The 22,686-nt window shown below is 51.3% G+C and carries 23 protein-coding genes; 16 read left to right on the forward strand and 7 right to left on the reverse strand.

Annotated elements, in window-relative coordinates:
* The first annotated feature begins 28 nt into the window (after positions 1–28).
* Genes mreC through ACO0LE_RS02465 form a run of 5 tightly spaced genes read left to right on the forward strand, consistent with a single transcriptional unit; the run spans position 29 to position 5,902 of the window.
* Positions 29–1,090, forward strand: coding sequence for a rod shape-determining protein MreC (gene mreC / locus ACO0LE_RS02445; RefSeq protein WP_422958827.1), 1,062 nt, complete (start codon positions 29–31; stop codon positions 1,088–1,090).
* A complete protein-coding gene (gene mreD, locus ACO0LE_RS02450) occupies positions 1,090–1,608 on the forward strand; it encodes a rod shape-determining protein MreD (RefSeq protein ID WP_422958828.1) in 519 nt (172 codons plus the stop codon). The genes mreC and mreD overlap by 1 nt, the downstream gene beginning before the upstream one ends.
* A gap of 41 nt (positions 1,609–1,649) precedes the next feature.
* Complete coding sequence (mrdA, locus tag ACO0LE_RS02455) at positions 1,650–3,641, forward strand: penicillin-binding protein 2 (protein ID WP_422958829.1); 1,992 nt, start codon at positions 1,650–1,652, stop codon at positions 3,639–3,641.
* Between the two features lie 3 nt (positions 3,642–3,644).
* Positions 3,645–4,757, forward strand: coding sequence for a rod shape-determining protein RodA (gene rodA / locus ACO0LE_RS02460; protein WP_422957471.1), 1,113 nt, complete (start codon positions 3,645–3,647; stop codon positions 4,755–4,757).
* Positions 4,754–5,902: a septal ring lytic transglycosylase RlpA family protein gene (locus ACO0LE_RS02465; protein WP_422958830.1), complete on the forward strand. Its 1,149-nt coding sequence runs from the start codon at positions 4,754–4,756 to the stop codon at positions 5,900–5,902. Before rodA ends, ACO0LE_RS02465 begins: the two co-directional genes overlap by 4 nt.
* 86 nt (positions 5,903–5,988) lie before the next feature.
* On the opposite strand, the gene rsmI is transcribed toward ACO0LE_RS02465, so the two are convergent.
* Entirely contained in the window at positions 5,989–6,912 is a 924-nt protein-coding gene (gene rsmI, locus ACO0LE_RS02470; RefSeq protein WP_422958831.1) for a 16S rRNA (cytidine(1402)-2'-O)-methyltransferase, read from the reverse strand.
* Between the two features lie 41 nt (positions 6,913–6,953).
* Here rsmI and ACO0LE_RS02475 point away from each other — a divergent pair, with 41 nt between their 5' ends.
* The 5 genes from ACO0LE_RS02475 (at position 6,954) to ACO0LE_RS02495 (ending at position 11,591) form a co-directional block, all read left to right on the forward strand.
* Positions 6,954–7,340: a YraN family protein gene (locus tag ACO0LE_RS02475; RefSeq protein ID WP_422958832.1), complete on the forward strand. Its 387-nt coding sequence runs from the start codon at positions 6,954–6,956 to the stop codon at positions 7,338–7,340.
* 280 nt (positions 7,341–7,620) lie between these two features.
* Positions 7,621–8,217, forward strand: coding sequence for a phosphoheptose isomerase (locus ACO0LE_RS02480; protein ID WP_422957467.1), 597 nt, complete (start codon positions 7,621–7,623; stop codon positions 8,215–8,217).
* Complete coding sequence (locus ACO0LE_RS02485) at positions 8,210–8,860, forward strand: BON domain-containing protein (RefSeq protein WP_422958833.1); 651 nt, start codon at positions 8,210–8,212, stop codon at positions 8,858–8,860. The genes ACO0LE_RS02480 and ACO0LE_RS02485 overlap by 8 nt, the downstream gene beginning before the upstream one ends.
* A 62-nt stretch (positions 8,861–8,922) precedes the next feature.
* Positions 8,923–9,513, forward strand: a complete 591-nt coding sequence (locus tag ACO0LE_RS02490) for a LemA family protein (RefSeq protein WP_422958834.1) — start codon at positions 8,923–8,925, stop codon at positions 9,511–9,513.
* 35 nt (positions 9,514–9,548) lie between these two features.
* Positions 9,549–11,591, forward strand: a complete 2,043-nt coding sequence (locus ACO0LE_RS02495) for a M48 family metallopeptidase (RefSeq protein WP_422958835.1) — start codon at positions 9,549–9,551, stop codon at positions 11,589–11,591.
* A 26-nt stretch (positions 11,592–11,617) separates the two neighbouring features.
* Here the strand turns inward: ACO0LE_RS02495 and ACO0LE_RS02500 are convergent, their stop codons facing one another.
* The 5 genes from ACO0LE_RS02500 to ACO0LE_RS02520 form a co-directional block, all read right to left on the reverse strand.
* On the reverse strand, positions 11,618–12,043 hold the full coding sequence (locus ACO0LE_RS02500) for a BLUF domain-containing protein (protein WP_422958836.1): 426 nt from the start codon (positions 12,041–12,043) through the stop codon (positions 11,618–11,620).
* Positions 12,044–12,108: 65 nt separating this feature from the next.
* Positions 12,109–12,861, reverse strand: a complete 753-nt coding sequence (folE, locus tag ACO0LE_RS02505) for a GTP cyclohydrolase I (protein WP_422958837.1) — start codon at positions 12,859–12,861, stop codon at positions 12,109–12,111.
* A 111-nt stretch (positions 12,862–12,972) separates the two neighbouring features.
* Positions 12,973–13,194, reverse strand: a complete 222-nt coding sequence (locus ACO0LE_RS02510) for a cysteine-rich CWC family protein (protein WP_422958838.1) — start codon at positions 13,192–13,194, stop codon at positions 12,973–12,975.
* Positions 13,191–13,403: a zf-HC2 domain-containing protein gene (locus ACO0LE_RS02515; RefSeq protein ID WP_422958839.1), complete on the reverse strand. Its 213-nt coding sequence runs from the start codon at positions 13,401–13,403 to the stop codon at positions 13,191–13,193. Before ACO0LE_RS02515 ends, ACO0LE_RS02510 begins: the two co-directional genes overlap by 4 nt.
* Before the next feature lie 28 nt (positions 13,404–13,431).
* Positions 13,432–14,001, reverse strand: a complete 570-nt coding sequence (locus ACO0LE_RS02520) for a sigma-70 family RNA polymerase sigma factor (protein WP_422958840.1) — start codon at positions 13,999–14,001, stop codon at positions 13,432–13,434.
* A gap of 120 nt (positions 14,002–14,121) precedes the next feature.
* On the opposite strand from ACO0LE_RS02520, the gene argB reads away from it, so the two are divergent.
* The 3 genes from argB (at position 14,122) to slmA (ending at position 16,511) form a co-directional block, all read left to right on the forward strand.
* Complete coding sequence (gene argB / locus ACO0LE_RS02525) at positions 14,122–15,045, forward strand: acetylglutamate kinase (protein WP_422957458.1); 924 nt, start codon at positions 14,122–14,124, stop codon at positions 15,043–15,045.
* A gap of 167 nt (positions 15,046–15,212) precedes the next feature.
* Positions 15,213–15,923, forward strand: a complete 711-nt coding sequence (locus ACO0LE_RS02530) for a pyrimidine 5'-nucleotidase (RefSeq protein ID WP_422958841.1) — start codon at positions 15,213–15,215, stop codon at positions 15,921–15,923.
* Positions 15,924–15,935: 12 nt separating this feature from the next.
* Entirely contained in the window at positions 15,936–16,511 is a 576-nt protein-coding gene (gene slmA, locus ACO0LE_RS02535) for a nucleoid occlusion factor SlmA (protein ID WP_422958842.1), read from the forward strand.
* On the opposite strand, the gene ACO0LE_RS02540 is transcribed toward slmA, so the two are convergent.
* A complete protein-coding gene (locus ACO0LE_RS02540; RefSeq protein ID WP_422958843.1) occupies positions 16,480–17,802 on the reverse strand; it encodes a diguanylate cyclase domain-containing protein in 1,323 nt (440 codons plus the stop codon). The genes slmA and ACO0LE_RS02540 overlap by 32 nt on opposite strands.
* A 187-nt stretch (positions 17,803–17,989) precedes the next feature.
* Here ACO0LE_RS02540 and ACO0LE_RS02545 point away from each other — a divergent pair, with 187 nt between their 5' ends.
* The 3 genes from ACO0LE_RS02545 to ACO0LE_RS02555 all read left to right on the forward strand — a co-directional run bounded on the left by ACO0LE_RS02545 (position 17,990) and on the right by ACO0LE_RS02555 (position 22,683).
* The gene (locus tag ACO0LE_RS02545; protein ID WP_422958844.1) at positions 17,990–19,861 is read left to right on the forward strand and encodes a chorismate-binding protein; all 1,872 of its coding nucleotides are present in this window, start codon (positions 17,990–17,992) and stop codon (positions 19,859–19,861) included.
* A 241-nt stretch (positions 19,862–20,102) separates the two neighbouring features.
* On the forward strand, positions 20,103–22,142 hold the full coding sequence (locus ACO0LE_RS02550; RefSeq protein ID WP_422958845.1) for a TonB-dependent receptor plug domain-containing protein: 2,040 nt from the start codon (positions 20,103–20,105) through the stop codon (positions 22,140–22,142).
* Positions 22,132–22,683: a YfiR family protein gene (locus ACO0LE_RS02555; protein ID WP_422958846.1), complete on the forward strand. Its 552-nt coding sequence runs from the start codon at positions 22,132–22,134 to the stop codon at positions 22,681–22,683. Before ACO0LE_RS02550 ends, ACO0LE_RS02555 begins: the two co-directional genes overlap by 11 nt.
* Positions 22,684–22,686 lie beyond the last annotated feature (3 nt).

Here is a 22,686-nt window from a genome sequence, read left to right on the forward strand (position 1 = left end):
GTTTTTTAGCCGAAGTTTTGCTTAATTTATGCAATACAGTCCACCACCTCTCTTCAAACAAGGCGCATCTGCCCGCGCCAAAGTGGTGTTCTTTACGATTCTGGCAATTTTCCTTCTCGTTGTTGATTCGCGCCTGAAGACGCTGGTCTTTGCCCGCCAGGTGTTGGCTACGGTGCTGTATCCGATTCAGGTTGTTGCCGTCATGCCGCGCGATGCTGTACTCAGGGTATCTGACTTCTTTACCTCGGCTTCCACGCTGGAAAAAGAAAATGCAACGCTCAAGCGTCAGCAGACGTTGAATGCCGAGGCATTGCAGCAAAACGGACAGCTCTCCGCCGAGAACGCACATTTGCGAAAAATGCTGGATGTCCGTGAACGCCTGCCAGTCAAATCCATCCTCAGTGAAATCATTTACGATGCACGCGATCCCTTTACCCGCAAGATCATTGTCGATCGCGGTCTGCAGCATGGTGTGGCGCTGAGTCAGCCTGTCATTGATGATCTCGGAGTCGTTGGACAGATCACACGGGTTTTTCCGATGACAGCCGAAGTCACTTTGCTGACGGATAAAAATCAGGCGATTCCGGTGCAGATTGCCCGCAATGGCTTGCGCAGCGTGGTGTATGGACGTGGTCAGCCCGGTCAGTTGGATATGCGTATGACGACGAATGCGGATATCCAGAAAGGTGATGCTCTGGTCACTTCCGGTATTGATGGCGTCTATCCGGCCGGACTAGCGGTCGCTAAAGTCGCGCAAGTGGAGAATAAGGCGGCAACGCCATTTGAAAATATTATTTGCGTACCTTCTGCGGGAATAGAAAAGAACCGGCAATTATTGATACTGCTGGTTTCTACCAATAATTTATCCCGTCCCGATACGGAAGATATCCGCGTCAAAAAAGAAAAAATCAACCGTAAAGTTACCCGTGATGCCGCGCGAGAATTAGCGACAGAATCGCCGGACGGTATTGTGCAAAAACCTGTAGACGGACCGAGACCTGCAAATCCTGACATACAGAACGCGCCGGTTAAAGATAGCAAAGACGCTGGCCAGGATGTAGCTAGGGATACTCGCAAGGAGACGCCATAATGAATAGCCCGCACTATATCTTGTTGCCGGTGAGTTCGACCTTTATAGCAGTGAGTCTGGTCTGTGCTTTCTTCCTGAATTTTTTACCTTGGGGTACATGGATCGGCGTACCGGATTTTGTTGCTTTGGTGTTGGTGTTCTGGAGTATTCATCAGCCGCGCAAAGTAGGTATTGGTGTGGCCTTTGCCATGGGCTTGCTGATGGATGTACATGATGCGATTCACCTCGGTGAGAATGCGCTGGCCTACACTTTGCTATCCTACTTCGCGATTACCATACACCGGCGCGTACTTTGGTTTAATCCTTTGACGCAGTCTTTACATGTACTGCCGTTGTTCTTGTTTGTGCAGGCAACTCAAGTTGTCGTGCGTATGTTGGTTGCGCCGGATGCACAGTTTCCCGGCATTCTGTATTTCTCGGAAAGCTTTGTCACAACCTTGCTATGGCCTGTCGTTACCTGGTTATTGTTAGCACCGCAGCGTCGTGCGGTCGATAAAGACGATACCCGCCCCATTTGATCCAGATTTAATCCAGGCTTGTCTCTTGGATAGAAACAGATATGACCGAACTCAAGAATACCGAACGTGAACTCTATCTGTTCAGGACGCGCCTGTTTTTCATCGGTGCGTTCGCTGTTTTCTGTTTCATTGCTTTAATCTCCCGCTTTGTCTGGCTGCAGATTGTCAAACATGATGTGTATGCGCTGCAAGCCGATGAGAATCGTATTTCCATCGTTCCTGTGGTGCCGAATCGGGGCTTGATTCTCGACCGGAACGGCGCCATTCTGGCCCGTAATTTTTCAGCGTACACTTTAGAGATTACGCCATCGAAAATTTCCAGGGATCTGGATATCGTCATTGACGAGCTGGCGATGCTGATCGACATTCAACCCAAGCACCGCAAGCAATTTCGTAAGCTCATGGAAGAGTCCAAGAGTTTCGAGAGTCTGCCTATCCGCACCAAACTGACCGATGAAGAGGTGGCCCGGTTTACGGCGCAGCGCTTCCGTTTTCCCGGTGTCGATATCCAGGCCCGTCTGTTCCGTCAATATCCTCTGGGTGACGTGGCCTCCCATGTGATTGGTTACATTGGCCGTATCAGTCAAAAAGATGCCGAAATCATTGATGACAGCGAAGACGGTGCGAACTATAACGGTACCAGTTACATCGGCAAGGAAGGTCTGGAAAAAAGCTACGAAAAATTGTTGCATGGCACGACCGGCTTTGAGGAAGTTGAAGTTTCAGCCGGTGGCCGTGCAGTTCGCACCTTGTCCCGGACCGCGCCAACCTCGGGCAAGAATTTGATTCTGTCCGTTGATATCGAACTGCAAAAAATTATCGAAGAGGCCTTTGGCGACAGGCGCGGCGCTCTGGTTGCGATTGAGCCGGCCACAGGCGACGTACTGGCATTTGTATCTAAGCCGACCTACGATCCTAATTTATTTGTCGAGGGGATTGATCAGCAAAGCTGGAATGAGCTGAATACCTCAGAAGACCGGCCTTTATTGAATCGTCCACTGACTGGGGCATATCCGCCGGGGTCAACCTACAAGCCTTACATGGCGCTGGCAGCACTGGAGCTCGGGAAGCGTACACCAAGCCAGGGCATTAACGACATCGGCTATTTTATGTTTGGCGGACATCGCTTTAATGACGATAAGCCCGGCGGTCACGGTTACGTCGATATGTATCGCTCCATCGTAGCTTCCTGCGATCCGTATTACTATATTTTGGCGAACGATCTTGGCGTTGATGCGATCCACGATTTTATGGCGCCGTTTGGTTTCGGCCAAAAGACAGGGATCGATCTGGAGCATGAGAAACAAGGTGTGTTGCCATCGACAAGCTGGAAGCGTTCGGTGTATAAAAAACCGGCACAACAAAAATGGTATGCCGGCGAAACAATTTCACTCGGGGTAGGCCAGGGCTATAACACCTTTACGCCTTTACAAATGGCCCATGCGATGGCAACTCTGGCGAACGATGGTGTCGTGATGAAACCGCATCTGGTGAAGATGACCGAGGATCCGCAGTCGCATGCCAGAACGCTGACCGTCGCTAAAGAAAGTGCCCGCATCCCTTTGAAGCAGGAAAATATTGATGTCATCAAAAAGGCCATGGCAGGTGTCATGACGGATCCTAATGGTGGTACTGGTTATGGTGTATTTCATACTGCGACTTACCTGGCAGGAGGTAAAACCGGCACGGCGCAAGTTGTTGGACTGAAAAAAGGTGAAAAATATGACGCTAAACGAGTCGCTGAGCGCCAGCGGGATCACTCATTGTTTATTGCATTCGCTCCTCTGGATAAACCAAGAATCGCCATTGCCGTGATTGTAGAAAATGGCGGTTGGGGATCCGAGGCGGCTGCACCGATCGTCCGCAAAGCGCTTGATTATTATTTGCTTGGTAAGCGCCCGCTGGATAAAGACAAAACACCTGTCATCAAAGGCGATGCCCTGACGACGCGTGCCGAATCGGAGCTTAAAGCCGATGCGGAATCAGAAGGTGGCCCGCAACCGGGTGGACAGACACAAGGCAATAAGGATTAAGCGATGAATAATCACCGAGTTAACTGGCAATCGCTGAAGTCGCGCTTCCTGGTATTCGATCCTGCGCTGGCGATGATCATTTTTTTGATCATGTCGATTGGTATCGTGACTTTATATTCTGCTGGGATTGATTTTCCGGGGCGGGTCGAGGATCAGTTACGTAATATCCTGATTTCTTTTGTGGCAATGTGGATCGTTGCCAATATTCCCCCTCAAACCCTGATGCGGTTCGCCATTCCGATTTATACATTTGGTGTTGCCCTGTTGATTGCGGTTGCTGCTTTCGGCATGGTAAAAAAAGGAGCGCGTCGCTGGATTAACATCGGCACTCCGGTGCAGCCGTCCGAGATGATGAAGATCGCTGCACCGTTAATGCTGGCCTGGTATTTTCAAAAGCGCGAGGGTGCGCTGCGCATGCAGGACTTTGTGATCGCGACCGTGATTTTGGCGATACCGGTGGGCCTGATCGCCAAGCAACCGGATCTGGGAACCGCCTTACTCGTGGTTGCCGCCGGTTTTGCGGTTATTTTTCTGGCGGGATTATCATGGAAAATCCTGATCTCTATTGCCGTGTTTGCTGCGGTGACTGTGCCTACGGTGATCTGGCCTTATTTATTGCATGACTATCAGCGTGACCGTGTCCTGACGATGCTTGATCCCAGCCGCGATCCGTTGGGTAAGGGTTTTCACATTATTCAGGCGACGATCGCCGTGGGTTCCGGCGGCGCGACGGGTAAGGGCTGGCTCAAAGGTACACAAGCACATCTGGAATTTATTCCGGAAAGAACGACGGATTTTATTTTCGCGGTGTTCTCCGAGGAATTTGGGTTCATCGGTAATTGCGTACTGGTCGTGCTGTATTTCTTGCTGATCATCCGCGGCCTGATGATTGCCGCAAACGCGCCGACTTTGTTTGCGCGTCTGATGGCGGGAGCAGTGACGATGATTTTCTTTACCTATGCTTTTGTTAACATGGGTATGGTCAGCGGTATTTTGCCCGTCGTCGGTGTGCCTTTACCGTTCATGAGTTATGGTGGTACCGCACTCATGACGTTGGGTATGGGGGCCGGTATTTTGATGAGCATACAAAGAAACCGCAAACTGGTGCAGACATGATGGACCGCCGCTTTCAGCTTGCGCGCAACGGGTCTTTGCTGATCACTGCGATGTTCCTTGCTGCATGTGGCAGCGCTCCTAGGCAAGCGGTTGTCAATGAGCCGCGTCCATCTACGCAAGTCCCGGGTAAGCCTGTTGGCAATGCATCTGTCGTGCCTCAGCTTCCCAAAGCCAATTCCGGTAAAGGTGCCTATTACAAAGATGACGGCCCTGGGGATAATCCGCCCGAAGGACTGGAAAATACCGTTGAGCCGATTCCGGCCGTGGAAGCATTTTCCCGCTCAGGCAACAAGCCCTACGTTGTCTTTGGCAAGACCTACACACCTTTAACCGATACTGCGACACCGTTTGTACAGCGCGGCGTCGGTAGCTGGTACGGCAAAAAATTTCACGGGCAAAAAACTTCGTCCGGCGAACTGTATGACATGTACAAAATAACGGCAGCGCACCCGGTATTGCCGATTCCGTCGTATGCACGCGTCACCAATCTGGCGAATGGTAAGCAGATCATCGTCAGGATCAATGACCGGGGACCATTTCACTCCAGCCGTATCATCGATTTATCTTATACCGCAGCACTGAAGCTTGACTATTTAGGGAAGGGCAGCAGTCAGCTGGAAGTCGAGCGTTTATTGCCTGAAGATATAGAGCGCATGGCGGAAAACCGCAAAAATCAGGGGCCGGTGCCCGTGGCGAAAACAGCCTTGGCATCGACCTTGGCATCAACCGTGCAGGTGCCCGGTGCCATGAGTGAGTCGACGGCAAAGCAAATCAGTATGGAAGAGTTGTTAGCTCAGCAAAGTAGCAAGCCTGTTGAGCAATTTGCTCCAAGCAAGGAGGCAACGACGCCTTCTAAAGCGCAATTAATCAACGTCACGACCGATACTGGTGCTGGGGCCGGAACTAGTGCAGTTGCCGGATTTTATATTCAGTTCGGCGCGTTTGCGATACGGGCGAACGCAGAGGCCGTCATGTCAAGACTGAAGACGCAGGCGGAGAGCCGTTTGCCAGGATTCGATATTGTGCAGCAAGGGAGTTTATACCGGCTGGTCAGTGGTCCTTTTTCCAGCCGTTCGGAAGCGTCTGCAGCGATCGTGCAAACCGCCGATTTAGGCATCGCTAAGCCGATTGTGGTGCAACGCTAGTGTAAAAAATTGCTAGTGCTTTGCATTATCAATGTGACGCAGTATCGGGATGAATTTGCTATTCACCGCACTATCGACGGTGCATCTTAGTCATCCTGGCTTTCGTCAGCCTGTTTCATTTCCAGCGCGATCTGATACAGAGCATTTTTCTTTTGGCCGGTAATTCTGGCGGCTAACGAGGCGGCCTGCTTCACTGAACATTCTTCCAGCAAGATGCTTAGTATATGGCGCGCTTCGACCTGTTCATCATCCTTCGCAAGCGGCGCAGCTTCCAGCAAAATAACGTATTCCCCTTTTTCACGATGCGGATCGGCGCTCAGCCACCCTGCCGCCTGTGCCAAAGGGCAGCGATGAATCTCTTCAAACAATTTAGTCAATTCACGTGCGAACACGATTTGCCGGTCCGCCTGAAAGACGGCTTGCAAGGCGTTGACTGTCTCGGTAATCCGATGTGGCGCTTCATAAAAAATCAGTGTGGCAGGCAGGCTGAGCAGATGACGTAAGCTGGTTTCGCGCTGTCCTGCTTTCGCAGGCAAAAAGCCGACAAAATAGAACTGGTCATTGATCAGGCCACTGGCAGACAGTGCGCTGATCGCGGCGGAGGCACCGGGCAATGGCATGACTTGCATGCCGTTCGCGCGTACCAGATCCACAATCTTTGCTCCCGGATCTGATACGCCGGGCGTCCCCGCGTCCGAAACCAGGGCAATACGTTCACCCGCTTGCAGACGGCCGAGAATTTTTTCAGCGACCTCGCGCTCATTGTGCTGATGCGCGGCGATCAAAGGTTTGTTGATGCCGTAGCGACTCAGCAATTGAGCGGTATTGCGCGTATCTTCGCAGGCAATAGCGTCTGCCAGTCCCAGCAAATGCAAGGCCCTGAGGGAAATATCACAGACATTTCCTATCGGTGTGGCAACTACATATAATGTCCCGACAGGATAAGTCTGGTGAGCGACCGCATCCATGACGGGCGAGTTGGCGAGCAGATACGGTTCGGATGGATGCATGCGAGTTCACTTCAGTTTGATCAAATAAGGATTGTACGACAATGGTGGAGCAGAGTTGGTTATCAAAGCGGCTGGCATCAGTCAGAACCAGTCGCCAGAGAAAAGGTGATGAGGGTGAGGAGCAGGCACTTACTTATTTGCTTCATCAAGGATTGAGCTTAGTGCAAAGAAGTTTTTCGTGTAAAGGCGGGGAGATAGATCTCATCATGCTGGATCGTGCAACGCTGGTGTTTGTCGAGGTCCGAGCCCGGAGCGGCCAGCAATTCGGCGGTGCGGTTGCCAGCGTCACGCCAGCCAAACAACGTCGTATGACGCATGCCGCACAAGTCTATTTGCAACAACAATCGACGGAACCCGCTTGCCGCTTTGATCTGATCGCGATTGATGGCGGGCATATCAACTGGCTAAAGAATGTGATCGTTGCCTGATGATTTGCTTCACGCTTGTAGCCGGTTGTGTCCAACAAGCTAATACATACACCAAAATTCCTCGTCCCATAGATGACGCTTTCTCAGTGAACCCGCATAGTATTGCGGCATTAATAGCAACGTCCAAAACCGCATCCGCAATCAGGACGCGCCTTCTGGCATGAAATGCCTCCACAAGCCGCATCCAGCCTGCGGATTGTAGTAGGAGGAAGGCTGTAGTCACAGGCTAGTGACACGAATGATTTTGAAAAGGGATAACCTGCTTTATAATCAGCGCACCATGACAAATCAACGCATCCTTGCGCACTTCCAAGAGAGTGCCGAACTCAAAATCCAAGCGGCCAGTGTTCTGGCTCGTCCTATTGAACAAGCAGTGGAACTAATGTTCTCCGCGCTGTCTAACGGTAACAAGATATTGGCCTGCGGTAATGGCGGTTCCGCTGCAGATTGCCAGCATTTTGCGGCGGAACTGGTCGGGCGGTTTGAACGTGAACGGCTGCCTTTGCCAGCGCTGGCATTGACGACGGATACGTCCATTCTGACGGCGGTAGCGAATGACTACAGCTTTCAGGAGGTATTTTCCAAGCAGGTACAGGCTTTCGGCCAGGCAGGCGATATTTTGCTGGCTTTATCGACGTCGGGCAATTCCGCCAGCATCGTGAATGCCGTCAACGCTGCCATTGAGCGTGATATGCGCGTGATTGCGCTGACGGGCAAAGGCGGTGGTCAGATCGGTGAAATTTTAACGGATGCGGATGTCCATATCTGTGTGCCGCATGACCGTACTGCCAGGATACAAGAAGTCCATTTATTAACCATACATTGTTTGTGTGACGGCATCGATGCCGCTTTATTCGGAGGTGATGCAGATGATTAAAAATTTATTCCAGAAATCAGCGCGACCGTTACTGGCGATCAGCCTGTGCTGCGCCGCAGCCGTGAGTTTGCAGGGCTGCGTAGAAATGATGGTAGGCAGCGCGGTTGTCGGCACGTTTGCCGCGACGGACCGGCGTACTTTCGGTGCGCAGACAGAAGATAAGTCGATCACGCTCAAAGGCGAAATCCGCATGTCGCGCACTTTTGGCGATGCTGCGCATATCAATGTCAGCAGCTTTAACCGCCGCGCTTTACTGACCGGCGAAGTCGCCGATGAACAGACCAGAGCGAACGCTGAGCGTGAGATGCGTGCGATCGAAGGCGTACAGGCGGTACAGAATGAATTGCAGATTGCCGGATTGTCGAATTATTCGGCACGTTCCAGCGACGCTTTAATTACGACCAAGGTCAAAGCCTCATTTGTCGATACGAAAGATTTATACGCGAGTGCATTTAAAGTCGTGACTGAGGCTGGTACTGTCTATCTGATGGGACGCGTCACTCAGCGCGAAGGCAATCTGGCCGGTGAGGTTGCCCGTGGTGTGAATGGCGTACGCAAAGTCGTCAAGGTGTTTGAATACATCTCCGAAGCCGAATTAAAAGAAATGCAGGCAGCACCGAAGAAACAAGAACCAGTGCAATAAATTATCTGTAACGGTAAGTACGAGGCTGATCATTCGGCCTCTCTTTTTTATCAGGGGAATATATGTCAGCACTCATCGTTTTAATCGTCATTATTGCAGTGGTCGCTTTCTGGGCAGTCGGTGCATACAACCGTCTGGTGAGTTTGCGTAATCGCTTTAAAAATTCTTTTGCACAAATTGACGTGCAGCTCAAGCGCCGTTATGACCTGATCCCTAATCTGGTCGAGACCGCAAAAGGCTATATGAAGCATGAGCGTGAGACCTTAGAGGCGGTAATCGCTGCACGCAATCAGGCGGTGACCGCCAATACCAAGGCCGTGAGCGACCCTTCTGATGCCGCAGCAGTGCAGCAACTGGCGGCAGCCGAGGGTACACTGACAGCATCCCTTGGAAAGATGTTTGCCTTGTCGGAAGCTTATCCCGATCTGAAGGCCAACCAGAACATGATGCAGCTCACAGAAGAGCTGACCGGTACCGAGAATAAAATTGCCTTTTCACGTCAGGCATACAACGACAGCGTGATGCAGTACAACACGTCGATAGAGCAGTTCCCGGGTTCGGTGATTGCCAATATGTTCGGTTTTAAACCAGGCGAATTATTGCAGGCAACTGAATCAGCAGAAGAACGTAAAGCAGTGAAGGTATCGTTCTGATCGCGATCCATTTCTCTTTAGCTGCCTGAATCCGCATGGATTTTTTCGAGCAACAAGACCAGGCTCACCGCCAAAGTAAAAAACTACTATTTTTGTTTTTTCTGGCGGTGATTGCTATTGTGCTCGCAGTTAACTTCAGCCTGGCATTGGTCTGGATCTGGTCCAGTGGTCAGCGTTTCGCGGGTCTGCATCATTACCCCCGTGGATTTTTCTTTTTAAATACCGGCCTCACTTTATTGTTTATCGGTGGCGGTACTTTATTTGAAATGTTCCGTCTGCGTGACGGCGGCGATGCGGTTGCCGAGATGGCTGGCGGACGTCTGGTGATGCCATCATCCCAGGATCTGCAAGAGCGTCGCTTGCTGAATATCGTCGAAGAAATGGCGCTGGCATCCGGTATCGCCTGTCCCCGCGTCTACATCATGGATCATGAGGATGCGATCAATGCATTTGCGGCGGGCTATCATCAGAATGAGGCGGTAGTCGCCGTGACGCGAGGCACCTTGTCGCGTCTTAGCCGTGATGAGTTGCAAGGTGTGATCGGACATGAGTTTAGTCATATCCTGAACGGCGATATGCGCATGAATATCAAACTGATCGGCGTTCTGTTTGGCATACAGATGATTGCGACTTTCGGTCAGGAGCTGATGTATTGGGGCGCGCGTTTTGGTTCATCGCGCAGCCGTGACGAAAAAGGGCCATCGGCACAAATGATTCTGCTGGTCGTTGGTGGCGTCTTGTTTGTGGTCGGTTATGTAGGGATATTTTTCGGACGGTTGATCAAATCAGCGGTATCGCGTCAGCGGGAATTTTTGGCAGATGCGAGCGCCGTGCAGTTCACCCGTAACCCGGATGGTATCGGCGGCGCGCTGCGTAAAATTGGCGGACTAACGCGCACGAACGATTGTGGCTCGCGCATCGACAATCCGCATGCAGAACAGTTTTCGCATATGTTCCTGGGCGCTGCCAGACCGAATCTGCTGGATGGATTATTTGCGACGCATCCGCCTTTGCAGGAGCGCTTGCGTCGGGTGTATGGCAAGAGTGTTGAATTCCTTGATGCAAGCGAAATTGTAGAAACCGGTTCACATGCGGGTTTGCCTGAGGGCATGTATGGCTTCGGTGCACGTAATGTCTTATCCGCACAGGCTGCCAGAGCCGCTGAGGTCCGTCATGTCAGTGCGGATACGGGCAGCGCAGCTATCGCTTTTGGTAACCATAGCCAATCTCAACCTCAATCTCAGCCCCAACCAGGTTTACCTGCGGAGTTGCTGAACAACTTACGTGAGCCTGCAGGAGCTGCCGCGTTGGTCTACGCTTTGTTGCTTGACCGTAGCGAAGCTCAGGGCTATGCCGCGCAGATACAGCTATTGCAGCAATCAGCGCAGTCGCAATGTGCGCTGGCCACGATGTTGCAAGATCATGTCGACCGTCTCCCTCGCAGTGTCCGCTTGCCTTTGCTTGACTTGGCGATGCCTGCGTTGAAATTATTATCGCCTGAGCAAAGGGGTCTGGTCTTGTCCAACGTACACAAGCTTATTGCTGCTGACCAGAAAATGACACAGGCAGAATTTGTGCTGCAGACGGTACTTGAGCGCAGGCTTGGTCCAATGGCAGGACGTGCCGTACCGATACGCTACACGCAACTGACTCAACTAAAGAAAGAAGCGGCCTTATTATTGTCACTGGTAGCTCAAACTGCCTCAGGCAAACAGGCTGCTGATTTTGCCGCCAGAGATATCTTCCTGCGCGCTGCGAATAGCATGCCGGAGCTGGGGCTGAGTGCCGGTGATATGCAGATGATGACGGCTAGTGCGGCGGTAGGTACTGAGGGTGCAGCGAATGTAGCGAGTGTGGCGGCAGAAAGCCCGGATTATTTTGAAGTCAAACAAGCGCTGGATAAATTGAACCAGCTGGCACCGCTGGCCAAACCATTCCTGATACGCTTGCTGCTTGCCGCCGCTGGTGAACAATTGAGTATCGACTCCGCCGACATCTTGCGTTGTATTTGTGCGGCGATTGATGCCCCGATTCCGGACAAAGTCGCCGCGAGTTACTCTGCCTATTCGATTACATAGCAGGTTTGGCCGGCACTACATGGCGTCTACGTGCGGCCGACGATTGCCGCGGTCGCCATCAGATCATCAATCAGGGCCAGAGAATTTTTCCCTGACATACGATGAGGATGAAGTTCTGGCAAAGCCGAATATTTCAATAAAATCGATGGATTGATTTTCCCCAGATTCGCCTGTCCCATGGTCCATCCTGCATAGCGCCGTTCATTGATTTCTTCGTAATGCAGCAGCGTCACATCGGTATGGCGCGGGTCGCGCAATATATGACCGTACAGGATATTGACTGCTTCACGTCCGCCTTCTAATACCTGCATAAAGACGTGATCGCTGTGACATAAAATGCCGGTAATGCCGTTAGCCGGATTGTGCGCGCGCGACTGCTGCATGATGCCTTGAATCATGTCGCACATCTGGTTATCGATGGCACGGCTGGCATATAAAAGTCGGACTAACATGATGTTCTCTTTTAAGTTGGTATGAGCGTAGTGGGAAAGACAGATTACCGGTATTGTGCTACCGGTTAACGCTTGATCAGAGATAAAAATTCACGGCGCAAATTCGGATCCTTTAAAAAAGATCCGTGCATGACGCTGTTGATCATTTTGGCATCCATGTCTTTGACGCCGCGCCAGTGCATGCAGAAATGGTCTGCTTCCATCACAACGGCAAGACCATCTGGTTGCATTTTTTCTTGCAAGGTGTCGGCTAGCTGCACTACAGCTTCTTCCTGAATTTGCGGTCGGCTCATGATCCATTCGGCGATCCTGGCGTATTTTGACAAGCCGATCAGGTTCGAATGCTCGTTCGGCATGACGCCGATCCAGACCTTGCCGATAATCGGGCACAGGTGATGCGAGCAGGCACTGCGTACCGTGATCGGTCCGATGATCATCAGCTCATTCAGGTGTGATGCGTTCGGGAATTCCGTGACTGGTGGCATGCTGACATACCGGCCTTTAAAAATTTCATTCAGATACATCTTGGCGACACGGCGACCGGTATCCTGTGTGTTGTGATCACTATCAGTATCAATGACCAAACTTTGCAACACACCTTTGAGTTTTTCTTCGACTTCATCAAGCAACTGATCCAGTTCGCCAGGCTGGATAAACGCGGCGATATTATCGTTCGCGTGATAACGTGTTTTGCTGGCTACAATGCGTTCGCGGATACGCTGCGAGATGGGGACGCTAACTGGAGTAAGAGCCGTAGTAACGGCCGTAGTAACAGCTGTAGTAGCAGGAGTGAGTTCAGTTTTCTGATCAGATGGCATAGTGGGTGTCCGGGATGATGTCTGTTTCAGGCAAATTGACGAGGATTATCGACCTCTCTCTTTTCTTTTTGCCTGAGATGCTGGATGACGATGCAAAACGTCATCAAAACGCTATGGTAACTGAATTGTGGATATCGGGTTTTGCAGCGCTTCCCGTTCCGCTTTCCACTCCGGCAAACACCTGGGGCAGAAGCAGCGTGCATCCATCTCCAGTTTGCCATCGGGTAATTTTTCAAAGGCGATAGGAGGTATCGCTGTGCACCAGCAGTCTTTGCCGGTATTGTCCGCCATGGCACAGGTGAACACAGCTTGGCAGCGTGGACAAATGCTCATGACGTATGGTCCTGATCGTTGCTGTCATCCCGTAGCGGCAGCTTGCGCATTGCGCGGCGTAGCAATTGCATTTGCCCGTTAAAATTGGTGCAGCCATCGCAGACGGATAAATGCATTTTCAGACGCGCACGCTCCCCCAGGCTGAGATGCCGGTCTAAGCCTTCGGACACCATCTGATGTGCTTGTTTGCAGGTAATAAGTAATCGCATGATTGATCGGTTTTTATTGTAATAAGTACTAAGTTTTATTCGCAAACCAGTTCAAATCCAGGCATTCACGTAAGCGTAGTCTGGCGCGATAGAGCAGCACCCACAGGTTAGACGTGGTCAGCGCCAATTCCTTACAAATTTCTTCGGTTTCTAATTCCAGCCACTCGCGCATCATGAATACCCGTGCTGTATTGGCGGGTAATTTTTCCAGGCAGACTTCAAGCACCCGGAAAAAATCTTTTTGCTCCAGGCTGGCATCAGGATTGCCCCAGGCTTTGGGCGGTTCCTGAGTATGGCCGTTTTTGGTGAACAGGCTGTCGATTAAATCGGCTTCGGACTCATCGTCATCTATTTGCAGGCAGACTTCTTTATTCGCCGCGCGCAGGCAATCGATAATCTTGTACTTCAATATGCCCGTGACGTAGGTGCGTAAAGAAGATTGCCCGGCAAAACTGTCTGGTTTTTCAAGAACCGCCAGCAAAGCCTCCTGGACCGCATCTTCTGCCTGTGAGTCATTGCGTAGTTGCAGCATCGCGAAGCGAAACAAGACTGGGCGCATGGCTTCCAGTTGTTGATGCAAAGACGATAGTGATGTCATTTTTTAAATTTATTCGTGGTATTCACAAGAGAGACGGCGTAAATCCTAAGCTCACTGACTGAGCAGGGAGTTTTCCCTGTAAAATTCGGGAAACTTCCATGCATATAGGATACTTTTATTATGAGTAGTGTAACCGACACAGCAGCGTCTACAGACGATAAATTGGCAGGTGTTGCGCCTGAGATCAAGGCGGAGATTCTCGCAGAAGCCTTGCCATACATCCGTAAATTCCACGGGAAAACCATCGTCGTCAAATACGGTGGCAATGCCATGACAGAAGAGCGCCTGAAGCATGGTTTTGCGCGTGACGTGATTTTGCTCAAACTGGTCGGGATGAATCCGGTTGTCGTCCATGGCGGTGGCCCGCAAATTGATAATGCACTCAAAAAAATGGGTAAGCAGGGCACCTTTGTCCAGGGTATGCGCATCACCGATGAAGAAACCATGGAAGTCGTGGAGTGGGTACTCGGTGGTGAAGTGCAGCAGGACATCGTCATGCTGATCAATCACTACGGTGGACAGGCAGTCGGCCTGACTGGCAAAGATGGTGGTTTGATCCGTGCCAAAAAAATGATGATGGCTGATCGGGAAAAACCAGGCCAGTTCCTCGATATCGGTTTTGTCGGTGAGATCGATGCCATCAATCCTGCTGTTGTGAAGGCTTTGCAGGATGATGCATTTATTCCTATTATTTCACCTATCGGCTTTGGTGTAGACGGTCAGGCATACAATATCAATGCCGATGTGGTGGCAGGCAAAATTGCAGAAATCCTGAAGGCCGAAAAGCTGATCATGATGACCAATATCGCCGGTGTACAAGACAAGCAAGGTAATCTGGTAACGGATTTGTCGGCGCGTGAAATTGATGAGATGTTCGCTGATGGTACTATTTCTGGCGGGATGTTGCCAAAAATTTCTTCTGCACTGGATGCGGCGAAATCTGGCGTGAATACGGTGCATATTATCGATGGCCGGATCGAACATTCCCTGTTGTTGGAAGTACTGACCGAGCAGGCCTTTGGTACCATGATACGCAGCCATTAAACGTCCAGAAATCGTGCAGAAAAACACGCATTTAGAAAACATGCATGCGGAAAAACATGTTCATGCATAGCGGGTATGTAGTCGTATAGCGATAATAATCAGACTGATTCAGTCAATTAAACCAATAAACAGGGCGGTTATCCGCCCTTTTTCTCTTTGATGGCGCTATGAAGCAACGCACCCCGCTCTGGTTGTTTGATCTTGATAACACCTTGCATAATGCCAGTCATGCGATTTTTCCTGCGATTACGCACAACATGAATGTGTTTATGGCGGATCTGCTGGGCGACGGCATTACACCGGCAGATGCGGAGACCGTCAATGCGGCAAGGCAGCTGTACTGGAAGCGCTATGGTGCAACCCTGATGGGACTGGTGCGTCATCATGGTGTAAAAGCCGATCATTTTTTACACGAAGCGCATCGCTTTGAGCATCTAGCTGATATGATTCGCGCCGAACGCGGATTGGGGCGTTTGTTAGAGCGTTTGCCGGGGCGAAAAATTTTGCTCACAAATGCACCGCGACAGTATTCACATGAGGTCGTGCGGCATCTGGGTTTGCACCGGCATTTTGCTGAGCACATACCGATTGAAGCCATGCGGGTGCATGGGCAATTGCGGCCGAAACCCTCGGTGCCGTATTTGCTAAAACTGCTGGCGAGGCAAGGCGTGCATCCGCGCGACTGTGTATTGGTTGAGGATACGGTGAGTAATCTCCGTGCCGCCAAGCAGATCGGGATGCGTACGGTGCTGGTGACGGCGTATTTGCCAGCCGACAGTTTGTCGCAGAAAAAAATGTATGCCTGCGTCGATGTCAAAGTAAAATCAGTACTCGACTTACCCGATCACGTTCATCGTTTATGTTCAGCGCACTTCTAAAAAATCAATAATATGGCAACTACGAAACCTGGTGAGCGTAAGCTACAGATCTTACAAACTCTGGCGGCAATGCTGGAAAATCCTAAGGGTGAAAAAATCACGACAGCCGCTCTGGCGGCCCGGCTCGACGTATCCGAGGCGGCTTTGTACCGGCATTTTGCGAGCAAGGCGCAGATGTTTGAAGGACTGATTGAATTTATCGAGGGATCGGTGTTCGGCCTGATCAATCAGATCAGTCAGCAACAAGAGGACGGTATCTTGCAGGCACAGGCAATTGCGCTGATGTTACTCAATTTTGCCGAGCGTAATCCCGGTATGACGCGGGTGCTAATTGGCGATGCTCTGGTCAATGAAGATGAGCGCTTGCAGCTACGCATGAATCAATTCGCCGAGCGGATTGAACTCGCCTTCAAGCAGTCATTGCGCCTCGCCAGCACCCAAGGAAGCGCGCTGGAATCGGAAGTCCTGCCGCGCGCTAATTTGCTGGTGAGTTTTATCATGGGGCGCTGGCACCGTTACGCCAAAACCGGTTTTAAACAATTGCCAGGCGAGCAGGCTACTGTACAGCTAAGCGTGTTGCTGGGGTAGCCGGTACCAGATTCCCGGTGGGGGCCGTAAAGATTCTCCAGGTATTCGTACCCGAGAATTTTGCTTCTTTCAAGGCCAGATCCGTATTGTGTAAAAACAGGCGCTGCTCTTTGCCATGCATGGGGCAGCATGCCACGCCGACGCTGGCTGTGATAACCAGTTTTTTGCCGCGGACAATCAGCGGTTCACGCACTGCCTGCACCAGGCGTTCGGATAAAATTTGTGCCATCTCAACACTACCGATATTCGGTAAGATCGCGGCAAACTCATCACCATCGACACGGCACAGCGTATCAGTATTGCGCAACACATTACACAGACGATTCGCCATCGTGGTGATGATCAGGTCGCCGGCATCATAGCCATAGGCATCGTTCAGCGCCTTGAAATGGTCGATATCGATAAACGCCAGTGCGGCTAGCTGATTCGATTCAACCGCGTCTTCTACGCAATTCGTCAGGAGACGATGGAAGAAATGCCGGTTTGGCAGTTTGGTCAGGCTATCGTGATTTTCCAGAATCGACAGCCGTTGTTCAGCTTCGCGACGCTGATGTGCTTCGCTTTGGATGTCGGATTCCCAGACTTCGATATGCGCCATAATTTTATTAAAATGCTGGCTCAGGCTGCCTAGTTGCTTGCTCTCAGGATGTTGTACGCGCAGTGTGTAGTCTTCTGAATTAGCGACTTGCTCCGCGACCCGGGATAGTTCGATGATCGGCGCCAGTCGTTGTATCTGGCGTTCGGTCAGCAGGTAGACACTCGCGACTGTGCTGACGATCAGCAACAATAGTCCCATGACCAGGTGCAGCCAGAAGTCTTTATAAATCGACTCCAGACTCACATGCATCTGAATCATGCCGATGATTTCCGCACCATCCATGACAGGTACGGTGGCGGCCAGGTAAGACGATTGCAAACTCGTCTGTGCGTGGTTGGCAGGCGTAATGGTCGCAGCAGGATCGGGCCTGACAAAATGTGACATGCGGTTCCAGCTAATCTGAGGCACACCTTTATTGTCAAATACGTAGATGCTCAGAACATTGCTTGCGGTGCCTGCATTGAGTATTAGTTTGCGTGCCTGTTTCTGATATTCAATACTCAAATTGTCGTCGAGATTGGCAGCTAGTACATTCGCTTTGTACAAAGTCTCGGCACGCAGGTTTTTTTGCGTCATGTAAGTCGAGAAAAGTAGAAACAACACTAGCACGGACGACAGTACGATCGTGATCGCGGTCAGGTTGTCGTGCAGTAGTTTTTTTGCGAGAGGTAATCGGAGGAATGCTGTTTGCATTATCTTGTCTATTATTTGAGTTATTTTGAACGATATTATCGACCAATAAGCGCGAGTGGTGTTGTTCTTACTGAAGTCAGTATAAGATTTTGTTATTTTTATTGCAATAAAAATAATCGTATCACTCATGCACTGAATGGCGTCTGCGAGTAAACTCCTGCGCATCCTCGTTTGTCTGGAATGATCAGTGTCTTTTTTGCCCCACAAGTCACCTGCATGTTTTGCCTTGCTTGATGACGCGCAGTCGCCGGAAGGTAGCGCCTCGTCACGTTTATATTCGGACCTTATCGAGGTGCTGACCTGCTATGACGCGGCAACCTGGCATGTGCTGTGGCAAGAGCTAGAAGTCGCTTTGCAGCAGGGGCGGTACGCGGTCGCGTTGTTATCGTATGAGACTGGCGCTGCCTTGCAGGACATCGACTCGTGGAGCGGTCGGCAAATACCATCCAGGATCTTGTTATTCTCACGTTGTGAGGTCGTGAGCCAAGCGCAGGTTCATTATTTGCTGGAGGCGTCGGCCACAGCCGAGGCAGAGGCTAGAGGCTCCGAGTTAGCCAGCCTTGCCGGTGTTGCCGGTATGCGCAATAGCGTAGACGAGACGCAATTCACCAAGGCTATCGATCAGGTGCGTGCGTACATTGCAGCTGGAGATACTTATCAGGTGAATTACACCTATCGCTTGCATTTTGATGTGTATGGCTCGCCCCTGAATCTGTATCGTCGTTTGCGCCAGCGTCAGCCTGTGCCTTATGGCGCCTTGATTTGTCTGCCCGATGGCGAGGCAATATTGTCACTCTCGCCAGAGCTTTTTGTCCGTCATCAGGCCGGACATTTGCATGCCAAGCCGATGAAGGGTACGGCTGCTGCGACCGGCGATGAAGTGCAGGATGCGGCGTTGGCAGAGGCGCTAGCGGCGGACGTAAAAAATCGTGCAGAGAATCTGATGATCGTCGATTTGCTGCGCAATGATCTCGGACGTATCGCGGTGCCCGGATCGGTCAAGGTACCTGCTTTATTCGAGGTCAGGCGGTTTTCCAGCGTCTTGCAAATGACGTCCAGCATTGATGCTGAGTTGCTGGCAGGGACTGGGCTTGATGCTGTCTTATCGGCCCTGTATCCCTGCGGCTCTATCACCGGCGCACCAAAGCGCAGAACGATGCAGATCGTGCGTGAGCTGGAGACAGCGCCGCGCGGCTTATATACCGGCGCCATTGGCTGGTTCGATCCACCGCAAGCGTCCCACAATCTCGGCGATTTTTGCCTGTCGGTGCCAATACGCACTTTGCATTTACCCGCATCGGATAGCTTGTTTGTAAGGCCTGCTGTCATGGGTGTTGGCGCAGGTATCGTGCATGACAGCGTCGCCAGAGAGGAATTTGCAGAGTGCCAGTTAAAAGCCAGGTTCCTGAGTGGATTGGCGCCTGAATTCGAACTGTTTGAAACTATGCACGCCACTCATGCCGAGGGCTGTCGCCATCTGACACGGCATTTACAGCGCCTGCGCCAGTCGGCAGATTATCTTGGTTTCAAATTTGATGAAGATCTAATCACGCAGTCTTTATGCGCCTTTCAGGCCAATTTGCCGCCACAAGGCGCTCACCGCCTGCGTCTGGCACTTCGGGCCGATGGTCAGGTGGATATACAGAGTGCTGCGCTACTGCCGTTGACGGCGCGTGTGAAGGTGCTGCTGGCAAGCGGTTCTACACATAGCGACGATCTGTTTTTGCGCCATAAAACGACGGTACGCCAAGTTTATGATCAGGCCTGGAAGGCCGCCGAGCGCCAAGGCGCATTTGATATGCTGTTTTTCAACCAGCACGGGCACTTAACCGAGGGCGGGCGCAGCAATGTGTTCGTCCGGAAAAATGGCACATGGCTGACTCCGCCACTCAGCGACGGCGTATTGCCAGGCATCATGCGGGCCGTCTTGCTCGACGATCCGCAGTGGAAGGCCAGCGAAGCGCACCTGTGTATCGATGACGTACGCGATGCCGAGGCGGTTATTCTGTGCAATTCCCTACGAGGCGTGATGCAGGCTGACCCGATTTTCTCAATGTAGTGAAAATACATTAGGCCGCACAATTCTTTCGCCTAAGAAATAATAATGTTGTATATTGGTATCGATACTGCTGTCATCTGTATTGCAACAAAAAAAGGCTTGAATTCTTACCTCAATCCGAAAAATTAAATTTGTTTACAGATAAAACTGGTGTTGTTTAATTGGCAAAAAGCCAGTTGTTAGAGTAATATAATTCCACTAACTGGCAGAGAACAACACCATGAATGTTGCAGAGTCTTGCATGTCCCGCTTGCCCCTTCTTTTCCTTCTTGCGGGATTTGCCTCTGCTTTTGCCTCACAACCCGCATCGGCACAAGCTGCCAGCACAGCGGGTACCAGCATAGAAGATCTCAATGAACTGTCGCTCGAAGACCTGATGAAGGTCCAGGTGCGCAGTGCCTCCAAGTATGCGCAAAGCGTGAGTCAGGCGCCCTCGGCAGTGCAGGTCATCAGCGCAGAAGATATCCGTCGTCACGGCTGGCGCACACTGGCCGAAGCTCTGGACAGTTTGCCGGGTATGTATGCGAGTTCGGATCGTGCGTTTGCCTTTGTCGGTGCCCGTGGTTTTATGGTGCCGGGTGACTACAACATGCGGTTTTTGCTGTTGCTGGATGGGCAGCCGCTAAATGACAATTTATATGACCAGGCCAATCTGGGGCATGAGTTCCGTGTCGACATGGGGCTGATCGACAGGATCGAATATGTACCTGGTCCTGGTTCATCGATTTATGGTGCCAATGCGATGTTTGGCGTGATCAATGTATTGACCCGCAGCGCCAAAAGCCTGCCCGCGCTGAGTGCCGGTATGCAATGGCAAAGCGATGGATGGCGCGAGTTACATGCAGTCGCCAGCAGGCGGGCTGATAGCGACATGCCTGATCTGATCATGTCAGTGAGCCGTGCCGATAAGCTGGGACAGGATCTGCAATATCCCGGTGCAATCGGGCTGCTGACCAGCAATGGCAAACCTTCACCCGATGGCATGACACATGGTCTGGATATGCTGACGGTCACGCGACTATTTGCTGGACTGAAGCAAGGCGGATTTGCCATGTCTGCTTGGGCTGCCCGGCGTGATGTGCATCCCTCCTCCGCGCTGTATGGCAGCAATTTTGATGATGGCCGCCTGCATTTGATCGACAGCAGTTATGGCCTGATGAGTTCGTATCAAAAGGCATTGACGGCCACGACCCAGTTTGATGCGCGTTTCGCTTATCAGCGTATTACCTATCAGGGCGATGCACCCTACAAGGACTCCGTCGCTGGCAGCTATGTTAACCGTGATGAGGCTAAAGGCAGTTGGCTTTCTGGTGAGGCCAGACTCATGTACACCGGATTGGACGACCACAAATGGATTGCCGGAATTGATTTTCAAAGCGATCTTGATGCCATTCAAAAAAATGCCGATATCAGTGCCTCGGTGAATACGCCTTTGTCGATCAGTACACCAGGAAAACGCTATGGTTTTTACTTGCAGGATGAGTGGAATTTTTTACCCGACTGGCGTTTAAATGCAGGTCTGCGTACGGACAGAAACAGCGACAGCCGATTTCATACGAGCCCTAGGCTTGCCTTGATCTGGAATCCGAGTTCTGACCTGACCTTGAAGCTTCTGGGTGGCCGTGCTTACCGCGCCGCGAATGCCTATGAATCTGCGTATGCACGCGATCAGGTATATTTGGCGAATCCCAAACTCGCGCCAGAGACGATACGTACCTTGGAGGCGATAGCGGAATATCAGATTAATTCGCGTCAGGAAATGGGATTGTCCCTGTTCGATTATCGCTTGTCCGACCTGATACGTCAGGTCGATCTGGGCGGCGGTCTGTTTCAATATCAAAATCATCCTAGCGTTGCCGCGCAGGGCGTCGAGTTATTTCATCGTTTGCGTGCCGGGGACGGTCTGGTCGTCAATACCAGTCTTGCCTTTAATCGTAGCGGTGATATGAATGGTATGAGTCTGGGGAACAGTCCGCGCTGGATCAGTAAGCTGCGCGCCAGCCGTGCATTATGGAATGACAACTGGGTCGGCGGACTTGAGTTCAATGCGCTGGGGCCGAGAACGCTGGATTGGCGCGGTACACGCACTGCGATGGGCACGCAATCAGTGCTGAATCTGACGCTGAATATCACTAAATTATTGCATGGTCTGGATCTGCAACTACGCGTCGCAAACGCACTGGGCCGGCGGATTTTATATCCTGCCTCAGACGAAGCACCTACCAGCACCTTGCCCGGCGATGGACGACAATGGCAACTAGGATTGAACTATGCGTTTTAAATTGCGCAGGCAATTTTTGAACTATCTCACCTTGGCTGCATTGCTGCCTTTGTGCATTGCCTCGCCGGCATTGGCTGACGACGTTGCAGATGCGCCTGAATACGCGTTGAAGGCTGTTTATCTGAATAATTTTGCGCTATTTACTGACTGGCCTGAATCCACTGATGAGGCCCTGGAGTTTTGCGTATTCGGCAAAGATCCGTTTGGACGTTTTTTAGAAAAAGCCGCACAAAAAAGAATCCGTGGTAAAACCATCCGTATTCGCCGTGCCGTGAGTAGCGCGGATCTTAAAAATTGCCATTTATTGTTTATCCCTGCTGCAGAGAGAGAAAACTTTAACCGGATTGCGCCATCCATTAGTCAGCAAGCCATTCTCACTGTGACCGAAACATCACATATCGATGAGAAATACCCGAACGTTATGATCGTCATCGTGCAGGACGGTAGTAACGTCATGTTTGACGTCAATCAAAACGTCGCAAAAACGGCAGGATTGACCCTGAGTTCCAAGCTGTTGCGTCTCGCGCGTAATGTTAAATGATGG

The organism is Undibacterium sp. Xuan67W (assembly GCF_049340165.1).
In the GTDB taxonomy this organism is placed as follows: Bacteria; Pseudomonadota; Gammaproteobacteria; order Burkholderiales; family Burkholderiaceae_D; genus Undibacterium.